The sequence below is a fragment of the Alteromonas sp. 07-89-2 genome (assembly GCF_013113925.1).
Classification (GTDB): domain Bacteria; phylum Pseudomonadota; class Gammaproteobacteria; order Enterobacterales; family Alteromonadaceae; genus Alteromonas; species Alteromonas macleodii.
Genome location: NZ_VTYM01000010.1, coordinates 1 through 19065 on the forward strand (window position 1 = coordinate 1; position 19065 = coordinate 19065).

Below are 19065 nucleotides of genomic sequence, written 5' to 3' on the forward strand. Positions count from 1 at the left end.
ATTTGTCACTTAGACTTTCAAGAGGCGCTATAAGTGAACGGCACCACATTTCAACAACTTATTGTTTTTCATGCTATTGCCGACGAAGGCAGTATTAGTGGCGCTGCTCGCCAGTTAGAAATGGCACCACCGTCTGTAAGCCACGCGCTTAAATCTCTAGAAGCAAGTGTGGGCGTTCCTTTGTTCAATCGAACCACGCGTAGAGTTGAATTAACCGATGCGGGAAAGTTACTTAAGCAGCAAACTCATCATGCTATCGACACGTTAGATATTGCATTTGAAGAGGTTAACGCCCTTAGCTATACCCCTAGGGGCACGGTTCGTATTACCACTCCCCGCTTCGCCTTCCAACAGCTTCTGGCGCCTTATTACCAAGAGTTTTGCGAGCGCTATCCAGACGTAAAGCTTGAGGTATCGATAAACGATGCAGCCGTAAATTTGATTACCGATGCAGCCGTAAATTTGATTACCGATGGGATGGATGTGGGTATTCGCTTTGGTGATAGGATAGAAGAAGGCATGGTGGCAAAGCGATTAACTAAAGCCACTAAAGAATGTTTGTTCTGCTCACCTCACTACGCTAAAAAGTATGGCCTTCCCTCGTCTATTGATAGCCTTCAGCAACACAAGCTCATTCAATATCGTTTTATTACCTCTAACAAACTTGCGCCACTTCATCTGTGGCAAAACCAGCAAGCTGTAAGTGTTTCAATGCCGATTGCTATGGTAGTCAACGATACAGATTTGATGATTGATGCTGCCAAAAAAGGGTTAGGTGTAGGAAGAATTGTTAAACCTATGGTGGATGAATTATTTGAAACTGGCGAGCTTGTTCCCGTACTTAAAGAGAACTGGTTTCCTTATTCAGGGCTGTTTATGTATTTTCAGCAACATAGTCAAAAGGCCCAAAGAATTAGGGCCTTAATTGACTTTCTTGAAGAAAAACACGCCGTTTTACGCTAGAGCCTGTTGGTTTTTACTGTGCATCTACTCTCAACAAGCGTTAGTAACTTGTTTGCTTTCAGTGCGCTAGGGTATCGTTTTTAACTTGCTGCAGATGCGCTAAGCGGTCTTTCGCACAATAATAACGCAATAAAGCCCTTGCTAAGACTTTATGGGTAATTGCCCTAATGCCGCTGCGCATGCCAAGCCAATTGCAAACGTCATCGCCACGCTGGTGAAGGTGCCCAAAAGTACATATTCAGTTAATTTTCTGTCTTGGTGTTTAGTGAGGTCGCCGAAGCGAAATATAGATTTAGCCGCAATAAGAAAACCTATGGCAGAAAACTGATTTAACAATACAAAGGTAAGCATGAGCACACGCTCTAAATAGCCAATTCGTTGACCTGCCAGTGATAAAGTTTGTTGTGCCTCTGTAATTATTGTGGGCGGGTCATTGGGGTGAGAAGACGGCATTTTGTTAGCTAATACTTCATCGCTCCAAGGCGACAGCAGCTGTTTAATAATAACTGAACTGGGCTTGAGTACCGCCAAATAGGCCAAGATCACTAATAGGTGCGATGTACCTACCCGCTGAAGTAGTCCCACTGCCTCGCGCCACTGGTTGGTGGCATACAAAAATACGCCTAAGATCACGACAATGTGCGCTATTTGATCGACAACAAAAGACGTAGTGTTTTGCTTACAATACGATTTAATCACGTCAATTTTGAAGTGAGAAACGGCGACTACAATTGCACTAACACCTATACTTGCGATACTTATCGTTGATGAAAACAAGAACATTGCTGCTGCCGCGAGTATACCGTGTATGATTGCGTGTAGGTATAAGGGCAAAGCCAGTGCGTGCCGTTCGTTTCTTTGCTGTACCCAGGTAAACGGTTGAAAATAAAAGTCTGCTAATAGATGCGCTAACACGAGTGCCACCAGCAGTTGAGGTTCAGCAAGCATTTGGCTCTCCTGTTGCAAGCATTATGTTTTTTGTATAACCCGTCATCACGTTAGTCTTCCTTGGTCAATTGTTCCGTTTTTAATGAGGTTCCTTCTTGAACCCATAACATGAGCGCTCTCTCCATATAGTCGAGATATTCCGCTATCAGTTTATAGTTACTGGCATTGAGAATTCGACTTACATTACTGCGATTTTTATCTAGTATGGCCGCTACACTTTCATGGCTCTTATCCGTGGCTTCAAGATACGCGAGTAAGGTTTGCGACTGGGTTTGTGTCAGTCCATTGATATGCGCGTCGGCAAAACGTGTTAAGAGCTGCGTTTTGTCGTCGAGTGTTTGTTCACCGCTACAAAAAGTAAGATGGTGCGGCTTTATGTTATCTAACCCTCGTCCTGACAACACAAATGCGTCTCCAGTGCCAGTTTTTACTTCTGAAGGGCGAAATTGCGCTTCTCCCACAGCAACACTCATTCGCACATCTACTCCTGAAGCGTGCGCCTTAAGAGCTAGCCGCAATCCAACTGCGGCTGCAATGCTATGCTGTGGTTGTGCAACAACTAGCTGGAATGCGTCTCCTCGATAAATATCAAAGTCTCCACCGTAGTACTCGGCGTAGTATGTTAAACGCTCTCTCAGCGTAGCAATTATCTCTCTGAATTCAGCATCAGAATAAGACTGAGAGTTGGAGACGTCACCGGTAATCACACCAGCGCGCTTTTTTGTATTGCTTGTTAAAGCACTCTTTCTTGTCATTTCACTATGCGCCGCGTTGTCTTTTCTACTTTCAATAGACACTTTTTTCCCGTTCAGGGGTCCACTATGACACGCTACCATCTCAAATTCAAAAACAATCACACAGCAAAATGTGATTATTATTAATCACAAAGTCACATGTGACTAAATTGCGTAACGGAAAGCTAAATATAACAAAGAACGTATAGCGGCTGTTGATTAAGTAGAATACTTATTCTACCCTAGAGTAGAATATTCATTCTACTTAACATCTGTTTAATTGGTTAACAAGCGATGTGCCAAGCAGACGAAAATAACAAATGTTTTCGAGGAGACCCGGTATGACCGCGCCCAAACAATCTGAGTTAGCTTCGAAACTAGAGCAAGCTTTTGCCCTTTACGGATTCGCAGAGCCTAATGTGGCTAAACTCAAGGACTACACTGGCACCACACTAAAAACCTTGTACAAATACTTCCCTTCAAAAGAAGACATGATTATTGGCGCGCTCGACTATCGTCACAGCCGCTACATCGCGTTTCTGGAAGAAAACTGTCCCTCGACGCGTAACGAAGCAATTAACCACATATTTGAACGCTTGTCGGTGTGGCTAACGACATTCGCTCCCAGAGGTTGCATGTCATTGCAGGCTTTGGCGAGTTACCCCAATAATCTTCAAATTGAAACCGCTGTGAACAACCACAAACACGCGGTGCTAACGTGGCTGAATGAAAAGCTCGAAGACCCAGCCCTTTCAAACAGCGTGTTCCTGCTACATGAGGGCATGTCATCAGCATGGCCAACGATTGGTGATAAAGCATTAACCGCAGCGAAAGGCGCACTAACAGTACTACTTGATTAGCCCTTCTTAGCACTTGCATCAACCATTACCTTTCTCGTCTAAAGCAAAAATTCTGGAGGACAATATGAAATCATTACCAAATGAAATGTACGGCGTTCAGTTAACCAAACATGGCGATCTCGACGCGCTTACATTTAACGAAAACATACCTTTGCCTACACTCAGCGACAACGATGTACTTATTGAAGTACGCGCTGCGGGGGTAAACAACACCGACTTAAATACGCGAAAAGGTTGGTATTCCAAAGGCGACAACAATGCAGAAGATGCTGGGTGGGCCGGCAATGCGCTGGCTCTGCCGCTTATCCAAGGGGCTGATGTGTGTGGCTACATTGTTGCCGTGGGTAAAAATGTTAGTCAAGAACGCATTGGAGAGCGTGTGATCATAGAGCCATGCCTGACTGAAGTTAACAGTCAAAAGCTCGATTCGCCTTGGTACTTTGGTTCCGAGTGTGATGGAGGCTTCGCACAATTTACTAAAGTCGCATCGCGCCATGCCCATGCCGTAAACTCAACCATGACAGATGTGGAACTAGCCTCGTTCCCCTGCTCTTATTCGACTGCCGAAAACATGCTACACCGTGCAAATGTAAAAGAAGGTGAACGCGTATTCATTACAGGTGCATCGGGTGGCGTAGGCTCAGCGGCAGTTCAGCTAGCGAAAGCGAGAGGCGCATACGTAATAGCGGTAACAAGTGAAGAAAAACGCGTTACTCTAGAAGCATTAGGCGCCGATGAAACCGTGCTACGCAATGGTGACTGGGCAAGCTTAGCAAAACACGAAGCTTTCGATGTGGTAATTGATCTTGTTGCTGGCCCGCGCTGGCCTGAACTCCTTGAGGTACTTAAACCATTTGGGCGCTACGCCACCTCTGGCGCAATCGCCGGCCCTGAGGTGACGTTAGATGTGCGTACACTCTACCTAAAAGACTTAGCCCTTTTAGGGTGTACGATTTTGGAGAGTGAGGTGTTTGGAAACTTGGTGAAACACATCGAAAAAGGAAGCATTAAACCGCTTGTATCTGCCACCTACCCTCTCGCTGAAATTTGTCAGGCACAACAAGACTTTGAGAAGAAGAAGCATATTGGCAAGATGGTACTGACAGTTGGAGAAAACAAATCCTAATACGATAGGTTCAATTTCGCCAACGTTATTTACATGGTAAGTGTCTTGGAGCCGGACTGCGCTAAACAAAAGGGTGAAGTAAACTCTAAGAGTTTGACGTTTATACGGATTAAAGTTTAGCGCAGTTTCTCCCAGACGCTTTAGCTTGATAAAGAGCTCTGTCTGCCTGCTGAACCAGCGATAAAGCACTCTCTTTGCTTTGCGGAGCAGGATTATGGCGTGGTGGATTCAGCTCCATAGACGCCATACCGATACTTACCGTAAGTTTACCGTGATAGTCCGACGCCCGATGTGGGAAATTAAGAAACTTCACGTTACGAATAATTCGTGCAGCGATAGCGTGGAATTCATCAAGCCGAGTATTAGGTAAAATAACGGCAAATTCTTCACCGCCATAGCGGGCCACTAGATCGTCACTACCTAAGCAGCTATTAGTTAATGTAGCAGTTAATCTCTAACTAGCGAAAACTCTATTTATCCCACAACGTGCACCGGCACTTAATTAAACTTATTTAAGGAAAAAGCGTAATGATAGGTATAGCGATCATTAAATTGGAATTAGTAGGCGAATATGGGAAATTCAATTGTTGAATTAATGGATAACATGTACAGCGAGAGCGATGATACTACGTCACTAGGTGAGGTCATAGAACGCTTCGAAGACAGGGGCTTTGGACCCCTTTTATTGATGCCTGCCCTGATCGCTCTGCTTCCAACTGGCGCCATCCCAGGCGTACCCACGTTGTGTGGAATCACTTTATTTTTTATATGTTTACAAGTCGCCATAGGAAAAAGCAGTCCGTGGCTTCCCACATTTATTAAAAATAAAGAGGTGTCTACTCACAAACTAGATAGCGCAGTTGAAAAAGCCAAGCCGTATGCGCAGAAAGCTGAAAAACTATTAAAACCTAGGCTTACCTTTCTTTCACATACTCCATCAAAGAATATTATTGCGGCATATTGCGCGATTGCATCACTTTGCATGATACCTCTGGAGGTATTGCCCTTTGCGGTAGCCTTGCCCGCTTTTGCGCTTTGCGTTACCGCGCTTGGAGTAACGAACCGTGACGGCGTCTTTCTTATTATTGGCATGCTGCTTCAATTAGGAACCGGGTACTTGGTGGTAAAGGCACTGGCGATGATGTAACAATAAGTACCGGCTATAGTGTTCCCCCTACTTTAGGCGACAACCACTTGTTTTGTGGTAGCTTTTACGTACTATTCGTGAAATTAAACAACTGTACTTTAGTACAGATTATTACTTTCATCAGAATAGAGCCGAAAAATAATGAAGAGACTTATTGTCGTATCTCTTGCTGTATCATTTGTTTTCCCTGCTTTTAAAGCTTTTGCTGAAAACTGTGTATTCAGCTGCCCTATTGGATTAAGTGGACAAACCATAACTCGCTCCATTTATACACTGAATAATAACCCACAAACAAAGTTTGCTAATTGGGTGGCGTATCATGTTACGCCTGAGACTATTGACGGCCCATCTAGAAGCCGTAACTGGAAAGCAGACCCTAAGTTGGATGATGAAAGCACATTAGAGCCAAATGACTATAAAGGTGCGTGGCGCGGTATAGGTACAGACAGAGGTCATCAAGTTCCGCTTGCCTCTTTTAGCAACTCGCCTGACTGGCGGGAACTTAATTACCTTTCAAATATTACACCTCAAGATTCTGATTTAAACCAAGGTCCATGGGTTAAATTAGAGAATGCTGTACGTAGTCTAGTGAGAACAGGGCAAGACGTTTATGTAGTTTCGGGCCCTCTTTACGAGACTTTTTTCGCTGCGTTACCGGGTGCTGATGAGTTGCACAGCATCCCTAGTGGTTATTTTAAAGTCATCGTGAGTGAAGTTCACGGTTTGGTGGAAGCCTCTGCATTTATCATGCAGCAAAATGCTTCTCGCCGTGATGATTACTGCGCAACGCAAGTTACCATTGATGAAGTAGAAGCGAGAACCGGGTTAGACATTATGCCAGTTTTGCCCGATGAAAGTGAGGAAATCATTGAAGGCATGCTCGGTAAGCTAGCTATGCGACTTGGCTGTAGCTAAGTCTTTTTTCGGCATACAAATGTAAAGCTATTATTGATAGACAGCCTTTTTATTTGCTAGCTAGTTGCTTTTAAAGGGTTGCAGTAGCAAGGCACGAATTGAAGCATTCTCTTTTACCGCAGGCACATCCTGTTGGCCTATGGAAAGCGTTTCGTCGCTTTGCTTCGCTCTCGGGGTAAAGCTTTTAAAAAGCCTGTCCCACCAAGATACGCTAAAGCCATAGTTAGAATTAGATTCATTTTTAGCCTGGCTATGGTGAATGCGATGTAAGCGCTGGGTGATTAGCACAAGCCCAATTCTATCATCCCACTTCTGTGGCAATCTAACATTGGCATGATTAAAAAGGGCAAAGCCATTTAGCGCCACTTCAAAGATAACAATAGCAATAGCAGGCACGCCCAGTATCACTACCGCCGCGGCTTTAATACCTAAACTCATAGCAATTTCAACTGGATGAAAGCGAAGGCCTGTAGTGGTGTCGACATGACTGTCGGCATGGTGCATTTTATGAAAGCGCCACAACATAGGCACGGTATGAAAAAGTCGGTGCTGCCAATAGATAAGCATATCAAGTAGTAAAACACTTAACGTTACGATGGCTATATGAACAAGATACGTTGATGAATTATTGAGAGGCTCACCACTGTTTAGCAGTTGATTGGAGCTTGAAGCATCAGCCGGCACGGCATCCAGTAAAACGTTGAACACACCTATGCCTTTCTGCTGCGCCCATAAAGACACACCAACGAGTGTGGCCGGAAGCAAAATACGCGATACCAGTGCCCCCATTACCACCATGGACAAGTTACTCAACCAGCGTGTTTTCCTACTAAGCACGGCTTCTCGCGCTGGCAACAGTGCTTCAAGTACTGCCATAAGCACAAAAACGCCAAGAAATACGCTTAAGCGAATAACCGCGGTATTATCCAAAGCAAATTACCTTTATCACGTTAATTACTTCCAAAATTCAGATTACTTTTACTGCTACGAGAACTTTCACCATCATTCATAACCTGAAGAAGGCACTGTGCGTTCTGACTTTGCAGCGTCGCGCTCTACCCTGTGAAGCGTAGAAAAGCCCCCTGCTATGCGAGTAATGACTGTTACGGCACAGGCTGCGGCGAACACATAGGCAAGCGTTGCAAAATACTGCGGCCAAATACAGAACGCCAAAAACACTAAAATGGTTTCAGTGCCTTCGGTTAACCCCTGCATATAATAAAAACTCTTGTTAGCAAACTGGGGCCTATCTATTTGAAACTTCTCTGCTGCAATGGCAAAGGCTAAAAAACTGCTGCCAGTGCCAATAAAGGTAACTAACAGCACCATTGCTGGTATGCCCCACTCTTGAGGGTTAGCAATGCCAAACGCCAAAGGAATAGAAGCGTAGAATAGAAAATCTAAGCAAATATCCAAAAAACCACCCGCACTGCTGCTACTTTGCTGATAGCGTGCCAGTTCACCGTCAATTCCATCAAAAACACGATTCAATATGATGCAGACTAGCGCCATATTCCACCAGTTAAGAATAATAAAGGGAAGCGCAAGAACACCGATGACAAACCCGGCAAGCGTAACCTGATTTGGGGTAACGCCCTTGCTGTTTAGCGCTTTTATCAACGGTTTTAAAAGTGGCTTTATAAAAGGGGTAACTTTGGCATCTAACATAACATGTCTCTTTACTCGCTCTGCAGTATTTTTTTACTATTTCAGTACTACCTTCGGCAGTACCTATGTAATACCGCTATAAAATTTCTATGACGTTGCCGCCTGCGGCTAGCGCATCGTCTTTATCGTGCGTCACTAATACTGCGGGTATATTACGTGCTTTTAGCTGCGAAAATGTCCAGTTGCGGATTTGACTACGAAGGGCTACATCTAGTTTGCTAAACGGCTCGTCAAGCAATACCACATCAGGCTCAGAAGCTAACGTTCTGATAAGGCTTACTCTGGCCTGCTGGCCACCAGAGAGCGTATTCACAGTCCGGTCAGCGAGGCCATCAAGTTCGACGGCTACTAATAACGCATTAATGGCATCGTGTTTCAATTGCTTGTTTTTATATGCCTTATCAGGCATAGCGAACGCAATGTTTTCTCCCACGGTCATGTGTTCAAATAAAAGCGCATCTTGAAACATAATACCCACTTTGCGAAGGTGCGCATCGATATCGTTTATCACCACGTGGTTAATTTTAATTTGTCCAGTAACGCTAAAGGGAGCCTGAAGCTGTCCGGCGATGGCTTGAAGCAAAGTAGATTTACCTGCGCCGCTAGGTCCCATAACGGTCAGCACTTCCCCCTTTGCTACCTCAGAACTTAACTGAAGCAGCGGCTTGTCATCGCGATAAATAACGACGTTTTCTAAACTAAGCACTATAAATTACGCCCTTGTAGTTTTTGTTCTTGTTTTTATGTTAGCCATGCGCTTTTACTGCACCGGGTCTGCAGAACGATTGCTGTGAGGATCTGATACCAGCATTTGCCTACTTCGTCTTCTCGTTGCAACTGCAGGCATGTACCAAGCGATCATAAATCCAATTAACGGCATTACCGCTTGAATAATGACATACACCGCAGTAAGTCGCGTACTGCTCCCCGATACCGACGCTACAGCCTCGGTAGTAACAGTAGGGAGCGTCCCGCCAGACGCCAGCAAGGTAGGTAAATACTGGCTAAAACTAATCGCCAGCCCCAACGCCCATGCCACCATAATGGCGCTGAACAACGAAGGCAGCTTAACATGGTAAAACACCTGCCACGGCGTTTTGCCCAAGCTCTGCGCCACCATGGCGTATCGGTTGTCAAACTTCCTATACGCCACCGCCATCGATAAAAACACGTAGGGCACAACATAAACCATGTGCGCCACATAGGTGTGAAACCATACGGCGTTTTGAAAAACAAGCTGCTGGAACCAGACCAGACCATATAGGAAAGCTACGCCAGGTACCAATAGTGGCAAAAATAGAGAGACAGAAAATGCATTCGAAGCAAGAGCACGCGCTGGCTTTAACTGTTCGCTTTCCAGGGTAAATAAAACAAGTACCAATGAAGTTGTACTCACCAGCGCGCCAAGCAATAAGGTATTAATAAGCGGTGTTGTCAGCGCACTTGTTGCCGTATTCCAATGCAGCAGTGTTAGCCCCTCTGGCAATAACAGCGGGAAATGCCATTGCTTAGCAAAGGAGTACACAACAACCGTGTATACCACTGTGCAAATCAAGATAATGTAAAACGCCATGATGGCAAAGCCGCACGCGCGTAACACTACATCAGCAAAATATCGATTTCCACCTGAAAGGCTGCGCTTACCGGTGTAAGTCACTAATCGCTCTATACCAAAAAACAACAGTACCGCCACGGCTGAAACTGCCACCTGAACCACAGCAGCGCTACTTGCAAGCAGTCGCATGGACAAATCAATATGATTAAACCAGTGCATAATGGCGACAGCCAAAGTGCTTGGATTATTCGGTCCCAGAATAAGTGGAATTTCTACATTTGAAGTGGCGAAAACTAGCACTGCTAAAAGCGGTAACTTTATCTGGGAAAAAATTGTCGGCAGCACCAGTTTAAAAAAGCTCGCAGTAGGCGAATAACCTAACGCTGTCCCCACCTTTACATACCCCGTGAGTTTCTTTTTCACCAGCGGCTGAGACATAACGCTTAGCGTCATTAACAAAATAAACGGCAGCTCTTTCAGGCTAAGCGCGATAAGTATACTTAGTCCTAGACCGTCATAAAGTAGCGTTCCATCATTTGCAGCGGGCAATGCCATTTCGCTGATTTCATTAACAAAGGGGGTTGTGAAAGCATGACTAAAATACGCATTCAAGCGCGTGGTGATTGCTGCAAAGATACCAGAAGGGCTAACTACAAATAAAAGGGAAATGGCCGCAGCCGCGTGGGGAAACACTAGAAACGGGCTTAACACACCCTGAATTTTGCCAAGCAAGGAAGACTGGTAAAACGTGGCGAGAATACAAAACGCTGCTATTACGGCTAAAAGGGTTGAGCCTATGCCCGTAAAAAGCGACAACCACATCATTTGCCAAATGTCAGGGAGACCGAATAGCGTAGCAAACACTTGCGTTGAAAAGGCGTTTGCGCCGATAGCTGGGAAATAACCTAACGCAGGAAATATTACCCCTACCAGCCCTGCCAATACGGGAATACAAAGTAAAAGTAGCAAGCACCAGCGTGCAACAAGTGTAATGTGAGTAAACATTAGTAGCGAGCCCCGTAACGTTCATACCAGGCTTCGCGCAATTTATCAGTCCAGCTTGCATGGGGTTCGGCTAACAGCACCGCTGACTGAGATTTGTCGAGGGCAGATTTGTGCACAGACTCGTCTTTAAACAGCATAGCTTGTGCTTGTGTCAGCGATGCCATATCAAGAACCGTATCATCGCCCCACACCGCCAGCTTTTGCTTCTCGGCCTGAGCCTCTGGCGAAAGCAAAAAATTTACTACTGTCTTTGCTGCTGTTTTGTTTGTAGAATTGTAGGCCAGCCCCACAAAATGGACATTAGCAAGGCTACCATCTTGCATGGCATAAGTGCGAACATCGTCGGGTAAATCAAAACGATTTACGGCAGATGGAATTTCAGCGGCGGTAAATGAAAACGCGAGTGTTAACTCACCTGTGCCAACCAAGCGTTGAAGTTGTGAGGCTTGGCGAAGCATATACTTCCCTTGCTGCCACATAGTGGGATGCAGCTGGTCCAAATAAGTCCAAAGCGCTGGCAATACAGCCTGAAGAGACTGTTCAGTAACGGGGCGGTAAAACAAAGACTGCTTATCGCCGTTAAGTGCAATTGCTGCGTATTTTATAAAGCTAATGCCTAAATAATCGCTTGGCACTGGATAAGTGAAGCGTCCTGGCGCTTTTTGAGAGAAGCGAAGCAGTTCATTAATGGTTTGAGGAGGCGCAGTGCCTAGCGCTCTCATGTGCGCGCTGCGATAATAAAACACCATGGACGCTTTCCCCCACGGCGCTTCCATACCAAGCGTGGGTTCGCCAAAATCGGTTACCATGGCAGAGTTCTTTTCCGGGCGGGTTAGCGCGAAATGATCAAGTTCTTTAACCCAGTCTTTAGCGAGCAAGTCATGCTTTTTCATTGCCGCAAAGTTTTCGCCATTTATCCATATTAAATCTACGCTGCCGTTATCGTGATTACCGGCCGCTTTTTCTGCTAATACGCGTGACACGGCGTCACTGGTATCAGCAAGCTTAACGTGCTGCAGTTCGATGTTAAAACGCTGGCTAACTTGCGCGGCGACCCATTGCAAATAACCATTTACTTGAGCGCTCCCCCCCCATGCATGAAAACGTACCAGAGGTTTGCTTTGTGTGTCGTCTTTAGGCGATTGCGCTGAAGTGCGATTGACCGCCGTTGACGCACGTGTTGGCGCTTGAGGCTGGCTCTGTATTTCATTGCCAGAAACTTCAACAATAGAACCATCAACACTGGGAATATCAAACGGTACCGCAAATGAATGAGAAGCCGTGATTAGCTGAGAACTGAAAACAACTGATGCCAGTGCCAGCCCCTTAATGAGGCGACTAAACTTGCCAAAGCGGCGTAAACAAGCCGCTTTCGTGCTAACTGAAGCGCTATTGCGTGGCATTGAGTGCCCAGTCGTAATCTAAGAATTCTAGCTCTGCGTTATCTTGCTCAAGCACTGAAACCTGCTGACTCGATAGGTTTAATGCATCTTTGTATAACAGCAAAAATTGGCTGAGATTTTCCGTGTTTACGTTTTTAATACCTTGCCAACGTTCACTTTTCCGATTGGTGTTTTTTTCAAAATCTTCGCTGTACCAGTCGAATATTTTTGAAAGCTTCAAGGTGTTACCGTCCATTCTGTTGCGAGACGTATCGGCTAAAAAACGCTTGGTTTGTGCGTCAAGCTGGCTATCTAGCCTTGCGCCAACATACGCTTCTTCTCGCAGCGCAGGGCAACCAATACTGGCACAGTTTACGGCGAAATGAATTCGGGGTTCGTTATATCCTTTTGTGGTTTTATTTTGTCCGCGAATAAGTTCGTGCTCTATTTCATCCAGCGTACGGGTTTTACCAAGTAGCGGCGCAATTTCCTTTTTCCATGGCGACGAGAAAAAGCTGCCTAAATCGCGAATAGAGTCTATGTCTGGGAATTCGGTTAGGATTAGCTCAACGGTATAAGCATTGTATGCATTGATAAGAAATGCCAGTTGGTCGGCCTTGCTCCAGCCGTCAAAGGTACTTTTTTCTACCTTGGCTAAGCTATTTAAATACTGAGTTAAACGTTCCCTATCTTGTTTAAACCCATGGTAATCAACTTGCGTGCTGGCACCATTGTCTATGGTTTTCACATGCTCGCTTAGTAACGCACTAAACGGTTCGTGTAGCCTGTTCAATTGCTTTGGCACCGCTTCATCAGAGAAAGCAGAAAAGCTTACGCTTGTAGCAAGCAGCATGATGCTGCTTACTGCCAATCGACCAAATTTTTTAATAGTGATTCGTCTGGACATCGCGATTACTCTTGTCATTACTTGTTCGCTCGCCATCACCAATGCGTTTTTCACCGCGAATCCTTTTGTCACCGCTAATGCTTTTTTCACATTAACTACCCTCTGCGCCACGTGTGGAATTTCTCTACATAGCTGAGTAACTTTTCAGGCGCGTTTGCGCGCTTCCAATTCCCTGCAGCATACTTTGCGCCTTCAGCCCATGTTGGGTAAGCGTGGATAGTGCCAAGGATCTTGTTTAACCCCAAATCGTGCTTCATCGCAATAACAAACTCAGCCAGTAAGTCTCCTGCGTGTTCCGAGACGATAGTAACACCCAATATTTTATCTTTACCCGGTGGCGTGAGCACTTTAATAAACCCTTTTCTGGCACTTTCCGCAACAGCACGATCTAACTCTGCAAACTCGTATCGCGTTACTTCAACGTCAATATCTTGCTCGGCAGCGTCACGCTCGTTAATGCCCACCCGCGCTACTTCCGGATCGATGAAGGTTGTCCATGGAATAACGCGATAATCAACTTTGAATTTCTTAAACGTGCCGAAAAGTGCGTTGACTGCGGCGTACCATGCCTGGTGGGCGGCCACGTGGGTAAATTGATAAGGCCCTACTACATCGCCAGCGGCAAAGATATTGGGCATCAGGGTTTGCAAGTATTCGTCTGTTTCAATTGTTCTATCAAACTGAATACCTAAGTCTTCCAGACCAAAACCATGTAAACGGGCTTTTCGTCCCACAGCCACAATAACTTCGTCGTAGGTAATGGTAGATTCAACACCCTCTTTCGCTACAACAAGTACTTTTTCACCGTCTTGTTGTTCAAAGCGAAGCGCATCATGGGACGTCAATACGTTTACGCCGCTCTCTCTAAGCACAGACTCAGCATACTCCGCCACATCCGCATCTTCTCGGCCCATCAAACGCGGAGCACGCTCAACTTGCGTTACGTCGCTGCCAAGGCGTGAAAAGGCTTGGGCGAGCTCACAACCAATAGGCCCGCCACCTAATACGATTAAACGTTTTGGCGCGTCTTCAAGTTCAGCAAACTTGGTCCACAAGGTATCAGAGGTGACATAGCCGCTTTGCTCAATGCCTGGTAATTCGGGAATAAATGGTGCTGCACCTGTAGCAACCACAATATTTTTTGTGGTTAGTGTTTGGGTACCGCCATCGTTCTTTTTGATTTCAACTGTCCAAGGGTCGATGATTTTCGCATAGCCTTTTACAACATCAACACCCAAGCTAGTGTAACGCTCTACACTGTCATTAGGCGCGATTGCCGCAATCACTTCATGCACACGTGCCATCACCCTTTTAAACGACATCGCAGGTGTTACCGGCTCTAAACCATAGCTATCAGCATGATGCATTTGATTGGCCACTTTTGCCGTTTTTATAATGGCTTTGCTCGGTACGCAGCCGTAGTTAAGACAGTCGCCGCCCATTTCGCCAGCTTCTACCAGCGTGACTTTTGCTTTCACCGCTGCAGCAATATAGCTGGTAACCAAACCACCCGCACCCGCTCCAATAACCACTAAGTTGCGATCAAACTTCTTTGGCTTGCTGTAGCCTTTGTACACGCGACGGCGATTGACTACTGCTACGATAGCTTTAGCTATCCAAGGGAATATGCCTAAAAGTACAAATGAAAAGATAAGCCCAGGCGAGACAATGCCAGACAAACTGTCTATTTGGGCAAGTTGAGTACCCGCATTTACATATACCGCGGTGCCCGCAAGCATGCCCACTTGGCTTACCCAGTAGAATGTCCAGGTTTTAAGCGACGTTAGCCCCATCAACAGGTTGATCAGGAAAAACGGGAATACTGGCACCAAGCGCAGAGTAAATAAATAAAACGCACCTTGCTTTTCCACGCCCTCATCAATCTTTTTAAGCTTTTCTTTAAACTTGTTTCGCACGGTGTCGCGTAATATGAAGCGTGAAACTAAAAACGCCAGCGTTGCCCCTACGCTCGAGGCAAACGATACAACAACTAAGCCTTGAACTAGGCCAAACAAAGCCCCTGCTGCCAGGGTCAAAATAGCCGCACCCGGCAAAGAAAGTGCAGTTACGGCAACATAAATGGCAAAGAACACACCAATACTCAATACCGGGTTTTGAGCAATCTGCGATTGAAACGTATCGAGTGAATCCTTCATACCTTGAAGGGTTAGATAGCTATTTAAATCAAAATAAAAAAAGCTAAATATGGCGGCAACAATAACCCCTAAAAGCGCTATTTTCTTAAACATAAATATCCTTAGCGCTTAAAACGCGTATTGCATGGTAACTTGAGCGTGACGAGGTACGTTTGGCATGACAAGCGTCGCGCCGAAATACCCACCTTCAAACAGTGGCTGCCAATTTTCTTCATCGGTCACATTAATGATATCTAAACGTAATCGAAGGTCATCTGTTACTTGATAGTCTGCATTTACGTCAACCGTATATTGGTCGCGAATATGCACCGTTTGCAGAAAGTCTAGTGGGAATGACTTGGTATAGAGCGCACTTGCACCCACTTGCAAGTCATCTGTAATTTGCCAGCCAGCGTTAATAGAAGCAATTTGTGGCGGGATCCCCTGAACGCGACTGTCTGATGCAGGGAACGCGGCAAAAGAAGGTGCTCCTACTCCTGTACCTTCAATAATATCAGGACGACTATTATCAAACGCATCAATAACCTGCGCTGTACCTTGAAACGCCGCTGAATCATCAAAACGCGCGTCTAAGTAGCTATAGGCGGCATTGATCCAAACATCGTCGGCTTGATAGAACATTTGTAATTCGAAACCTTGCGTTTTCACGCCACTGTTACTGCCATCACGGTTACGCAGACTTCGGGTCTGGTCAAACACAGCGGCCTCTGCGTACCAGCTGCTGTTTGGCGCATATTTTACACCCACTTCGTACAACGTATTTTCAGTAGCAAAGTTAAGCGGGTTGATCTCGTTATTACTGCCTAACACCGTGCCACCCGCCATGCTATTCGATGTTGCGTCGTTTTCTGAAAACGCCGCGTAAACATTCACATCACCCGTTAATTTGTACACTGCACTTAACTGGTAGCTTGTTAATGTATCGCTGTACGAATCTGAAGCTGCTTCAACACCAATCGGCGCTAGTGGGTCACGCGCGTCTACGTCATAGTAATCAACGCGTACGCCAGCAATAGTTGAAAATTTATCGGTCCACGTCGAGCGCTGCTGAAGCGCCAGGCCTGTTTGCCATGCGGTAGAGTTGGTGGTGTCTGACAAGTTAAAATCGCCGTTACCATCACCGTCTAGGTCGTATTGCGCACCCGGTGAAACATATACGCCAGGACGCAGCTCAACTAATCGGGCTTTTTGGACATCGGTAAGCGGAATAACGCGGTTTGAGATAGGCCCGGTTAAGTCAATCGGATTATCGGCCTCAGTGGTAAACTGGCTATAGCCCAACACGTCGTTGTAACGTAGCGCTAATCCCACGGTCGTGGTTTGGCTGTCGTTCCACTTATAATCTAGCTCAGTGCGGTTTTCGAACGTGTCAGCTCCGTCAATGATCTCAACAAAGCTATTTTGCGCTATTTCTTCACGTTCAAGATATTGATAATAAGTAATGTTGCGAAGCGCCACGTTATCAGTCATTTTGTATTCGACACTGCTTCGAATAACCGTAGTTTCAGCACCGTTAATGTCGTCAGGATTTGTGAATACGCGGTTGCGAGGAATAACCACTTCTCCGGTAGGGGAAATAATTGCACCTGCCCCCGGAATTGTGCTGCCATTTGGCTGAGTGCCTTGCCCAGTAATATAAATACCGTTATCGATAAGGTCTTGCGTTGGGCGGTTGATACCTGCGTTGTCTGGATAGTCTGTGTCATAATACTCCGCGCTGATATCCCACGTCAGTAAATCGCTTGGCGTATAGCGATAGGCTACAAACAGGTTCGTGCTATCGCGCTCGGCAAAATCGTAGAAACTGCCATGGTCTAAGTACTCTGCACTAAAGCGAATACCACTTTTACCTTCTTCTATAGCTGTGCCGTAATCCACTTGCGCTGAATACTGATCCCAGCGCCCGGCGCGAAGGGTGACTTTCCCCTTGCTTTCTGTGGTAGGCGCAACCTTAGTTTGAAGGTTTACAAAGCCACCGTTGCGCTGCGTACTACCAAACAACACTGGCGACGGCCCTTTCACCACGTCAATTTGCTCAACGCTATTGAACGACAAAGGCAAACCAAAGCCATTGTTGCCTGCTTGACGTCTTATACCATCTTGAAAGAGCTCACCTAATTGGCCGCGTATACTGGGCAGGCTTGGCGTGCCAAAGCCGCTAGAGGCGTACGCGTTGGGCGCCGCTTTTACGATGTCGTGTAAATTGTTAATGTTAAGTGCCTCTATCGCTTGTGCCGACAGTGACGTCACCGCCCTAGGTGTCTCAGCTGCACTTAAACCGCTACCAAAAATGCCTTTAAGTGTGTTATCGCCAGGATTTAGCGTATCTAAACTCTGCTGGTTTCCGGTTACCTCAACTACTTCAATATCTGCCGCTTGCTGGGCATAGAGCGATTGACTGATGGCAAGTGCGAGTGTGCTAACGGCTAGGCCGATTACTTTTTTCATTAACAGATCCGTATTTTTAATTCTTGTTCGACAAGACCGATACGCGTCACAAAAAATTTCAGTACATTTAATTTTCAAAAAAATATTAAAAAACACAAAATTAATTGAAATTTTTATTTTGAACGGTCGTTCTAGTATGCTTGCACTATTATACTTTTGGAGCATGTATGCAAAACAACACCGATATTCAAAACCGACTACAATGGTCGCTACTTTCTCTTCGCGTAACAATATTTATCGTTATGTTCGTATGGACACTCGATAAGTTTGTTAACCCAGCCCACGGCATGGCCATTTTTGAAAAGTTCTATGGTATCGGCGGCGTGCCTGAAATGGCCGTTTACGTTATGGGCGCACTGCAGCTTGCGCTGGTTTTGGCATTCTTAGCAGGACTTGCGAAAAAATACACCTACGGTCTTATTTTTATCCTTCACGGTGGGTCTACCCTGTCTTCATTCCCGCAGTATCTAGATGCCTTTAATCACCTGCTGTTTATTGCTGCATGGCCAATGTGGGGCGCGTGCTTTGCACTTTTCCTATTGCGCGATGCCGATACTAAATTTGCCATTGGCAAGTAGCGGCTATTTCTTAGCTAATCACGCTAGATAAAACCGCTAGATACACCGCACGCTAGAAAGTTAGCGCATAGCGATAGCCCTTATATTTAGCTTTAGCGAGCTAACAAGAAATGGCGACTACGCTTTTTAGCATTTAACTTACTGTTTGGCAGCAGCATACAGTTGCTGCCATTCAGCCTCTTCTACAGGCATGATTGACAGTCTTCCACCTTTTTTGACCAATGGCAGTTCAGTAATACCGTCCATCGTTTTAATCACTGAAAGCGGCAGAACGCTTGAAAATTTCTCTACAAATTTCACGTCAACGCGATACCAGCGGGGGTTATCCTGACTTGATTTAGGGTCGTAGTATTTTGATTCAGGGTTAAACTGCGTGGTGTCCGGGTAGCCGTCTCTTACCACTTCAGCAACACCTGCAATGCCGACCAGCTTGCAACTTGAATGATAGATAAATACTTTGTCACCCCGTTTAACGCCGTCTCGTAAAAAGTTACGCGCTTGGTAATTTCTTACGCCGTCCCATGGTTCCGTTTGTTTTGGGCGCTTTGCCAAGTCATCGATTGAAAATGCATCAGGTTCTGTTTTAAATAGCCAATACGCCATAGTCGTTGTTAATTCTCTTCGTTGTAAATAGACAAGCCTTTCATTCGCTAAATGCGGGCATTTGAAGCGC

At 45.7% G+C, this 19065-nt stretch carries 17 protein-coding genes and 1 pseudogene; 6 read left to right on the forward strand and 12 right to left on the reverse strand.

The window, feature by feature from the left end:
• Positions 1-33: 33 nt before the first annotated feature.
• Positions 34-963: a LysR substrate-binding domain-containing protein gene (locus tag F0261_RS08745; RefSeq protein WP_171337746.1), complete on the forward strand. Its 930-nt coding sequence runs from the start codon at positions 34-36 to the stop codon at positions 961-963.
• A 141-nt stretch (positions 964-1104) separates the two neighbouring features.
• On the opposite strand, the gene F0261_RS08750 is transcribed toward F0261_RS08745, so the two are convergent.
• Together F0261_RS08750 and F0261_RS08755 are read right to left on the reverse strand one after the other, a co-directional pair.
• A complete protein-coding gene (locus tag F0261_RS08750) occupies positions 1105-1911 on the reverse strand; it encodes a DUF3307 domain-containing protein (RefSeq protein ID WP_014979172.1) in 807 nt (268 codons plus the stop codon).
• A 50-nt stretch (positions 1912-1961) separates the two neighbouring features.
• Positions 1962-2708, reverse strand: coding sequence for a hypothetical protein (locus F0261_RS08755; protein WP_014979171.1), 747 nt, complete (start codon positions 2706-2708; stop codon positions 1962-1964).
• Positions 2709-2986: 278 nt separating this feature from the next.
• Between F0261_RS08755 and F0261_RS08760 the strand changes: the two genes are divergently transcribed.
• The gene (locus F0261_RS08760; protein ID WP_014949290.1) at positions 2987-3505 is read left to right on the forward strand and encodes a TetR/AcrR family transcriptional regulator; all 519 of its coding nucleotides are present in this window, start codon (positions 2987-2989) and stop codon (positions 3503-3505) included.
• Between the two features lie 64 nt (positions 3506-3569).
• Positions 3570-4631, forward strand: a complete 1062-nt coding sequence (locus F0261_RS08765) for an alcohol dehydrogenase family protein (RefSeq protein ID WP_014979170.1) — start codon at positions 3570-3572, stop codon at positions 4629-4631.
• A gap of 109 nt (positions 4632-4740) precedes the next feature.
• Here the strand turns inward: F0261_RS08765 and F0261_RS08770 are convergent.
• Positions 4741-5061, reverse strand: a pseudogene (locus F0261_RS08770) (diguanylate cyclase); the annotation flags it as partial.
• Between the two features lie 141 nt (positions 5062-5202).
• On the opposite strand from F0261_RS08770, the gene F0261_RS08775 reads away from it, so the two are divergent.
• The gene (locus F0261_RS08775) at positions 5203-5778 is read left to right on the forward strand and encodes an exopolysaccharide biosynthesis protein (RefSeq protein ID WP_171337748.1); all 576 of its coding nucleotides are present in this window, start codon (positions 5203-5205) and stop codon (positions 5776-5778) included.
• 141 nt (positions 5779-5919) lie between these two features.
• Positions 5920-6693, forward strand: coding sequence for a DNA/RNA non-specific endonuclease (locus tag F0261_RS08780; RefSeq protein ID WP_171337750.1), 774 nt, complete (start codon positions 5920-5922; stop codon positions 6691-6693).
• A 60-nt stretch (positions 6694-6753) separates the two neighbouring features.
• On the opposite strand, the gene F0261_RS08785 is transcribed toward F0261_RS08780, so the two are convergent.
• From F0261_RS08785 to F0261_RS08820, 8 genes are all read right to left on the reverse strand, one after another.
• Positions 6754-7623 carry a sterol desaturase family protein gene (locus tag F0261_RS08785; protein ID WP_171337752.1) on the reverse strand — a complete coding sequence of 290 codons (870 nt, stop codon included), beginning with the start codon at positions 7621-7623 and terminating at the stop codon, positions 6754-6756.
• Between the two features lie 72 nt (positions 7624-7695).
• Positions 7696-8361 (reverse strand): CDP-alcohol phosphatidyltransferase family protein, encoded by a 666-nt coding sequence (locus tag F0261_RS08790; RefSeq protein ID WP_014979165.1) that lies wholly within the window; start codon positions 8359-8361, stop codon positions 7696-7698.
• 76 nt (positions 8362-8437) lie between these two features.
• The gene (locus tag F0261_RS08795) at positions 8438-9067 is read right to left on the reverse strand and encodes an ATP-binding cassette domain-containing protein (protein ID WP_171337754.1); all 630 of its coding nucleotides are present in this window, start codon (positions 9065-9067) and stop codon (positions 8438-8440) included.
• Positions 9068-9121: 54 nt separating this feature from the next.
• The gene (locus F0261_RS08800) at positions 9122-10921 is read right to left on the reverse strand and encodes an ABC transporter permease (protein ID WP_171337756.1); all 1800 of its coding nucleotides are present in this window, start codon (positions 10919-10921) and stop codon (positions 9122-9124) included.
• A complete protein-coding gene (locus tag F0261_RS08805; protein WP_171337758.1) occupies positions 10921-12324 on the reverse strand; it encodes an ABC transporter substrate-binding protein in 1404 nt (467 codons plus the stop codon). The genes F0261_RS08800 and F0261_RS08805 overlap by 1 nt, the downstream gene beginning before the upstream one ends.
• On the reverse strand, positions 12311-13300 hold the full coding sequence (locus tag F0261_RS08810; RefSeq protein WP_171337759.1) for a DUF547 domain-containing protein: 990 nt from the start codon (positions 13298-13300) through the stop codon (positions 12311-12313). Before F0261_RS08810 ends, F0261_RS08805 begins: the two co-directional genes overlap by 14 nt.
• Before the next feature lie 5 nt (positions 13301-13305).
• The gene (locus F0261_RS08815; protein ID WP_171337760.1) at positions 13306-15459 is read right to left on the reverse strand and encodes an FAD-dependent oxidoreductase; all 2154 of its coding nucleotides are present in this window, start codon (positions 15457-15459) and stop codon (positions 13306-13308) included.
• Between the two features lie 15 nt (positions 15460-15474).
• Positions 15475-17814 (reverse strand): TonB-dependent siderophore receptor, encoded by a 2340-nt coding sequence (locus F0261_RS08820; RefSeq protein WP_171337761.1) that lies wholly within the window; start codon positions 17812-17814, stop codon positions 15475-15477.
• A 167-nt stretch (positions 17815-17981) separates the two neighbouring features.
• Here F0261_RS08820 and F0261_RS08825 point away from each other — a divergent pair, with 167 nt between their 5' ends.
• Positions 17982-18392 (forward strand): hypothetical protein, encoded by a 411-nt coding sequence (locus tag F0261_RS08825; protein WP_171337762.1) that lies wholly within the window; start codon positions 17982-17984, stop codon positions 18390-18392.
• 138 nt (positions 18393-18530) lie between these two features.
• On the opposite strand, the gene F0261_RS08830 is transcribed toward F0261_RS08825, so the two are convergent.
• On the reverse strand, positions 18531-18995 hold the full coding sequence (locus F0261_RS08830; protein WP_171337763.1) for an EVE domain-containing protein: 465 nt from the start codon (positions 18993-18995) through the stop codon (positions 18531-18533).
• Between the last annotated feature and the right edge of the window lie 70 nt (positions 18996-19065).

Excerpts from the sequence above, each read along its gene's own strand:
- F0261_RS08750 (WP_014979172.1), bottom strand. The coding sequence starts at position 1,911 with ATGCTTGCTGAACCTCAACTGCTGGTGGCACTCGTGTTAGCGCATCTA.
- F0261_RS08760 (WP_014949290.1), top strand. The coding sequence starts at position 2,987 with ATGACCGCGCCCAAACAATCTGAGTTAGCTTCGAAACTAGAGCAAGCT.
- F0261_RS08765 (WP_014979170.1), top strand. The coding sequence starts at position 3,570 with ATGAAATCATTACCAAATGAAATGTACGGCGTTCAGTTAACCAAACAT.
- F0261_RS08775 (WP_171337748.1), top strand. The coding sequence starts at position 5,203 with ATGGGAAATTCAATTGTTGAATTAATGGATAACATGTACAGCGAGAGC.
- F0261_RS08780 (WP_171337750.1), top strand. The coding sequence starts at position 5,920 with ATGAAGAGACTTATTGTCGTATCTCTTGCTGTATCATTTGTTTTCCCT.
- F0261_RS08790 (WP_014979165.1), bottom strand. The coding sequence starts at position 8,361 with ATGTTAGATGCCAAAGTTACCCCTTTTATAAAGCCACTTTTAAAACCG.
- F0261_RS08800 (WP_171337756.1), bottom strand. The coding sequence starts at position 10,921 with ATGTTTACTCACATTACACTTGTTGCACGCTGGTGCTTGCTACTTTTA.
- F0261_RS08805 (WP_171337758.1), bottom strand. The coding sequence starts at position 12,324 with ATGCCACGCAATAGCGCTTCAGTTAGCACGAAAGCGGCTTGTTTACGC.
- F0261_RS08815 (WP_171337760.1), bottom strand. The coding sequence starts at position 15,459 with ATGTTTAAGAAAATAGCGCTTTTAGGGGTTATTGTTGCCGCCATATTT.
- F0261_RS08820 (WP_171337761.1), bottom strand. The coding sequence starts at position 17,814 with ATGAAAAAAGTAATCGGCCTAGCCGTTAGCACACTCGCACTTGCCATC.
- F0261_RS08825 (WP_171337762.1), top strand. The coding sequence starts at position 17,982 with ATGCAAAACAACACCGATATTCAAAACCGACTACAATGGTCGCTACTT.
- F0261_RS08830 (WP_171337763.1), bottom strand. The coding sequence starts at position 18,995 with ATGGCGTATTGGCTATTTAAAACAGAACCTGATGCATTTTCAATCGAT.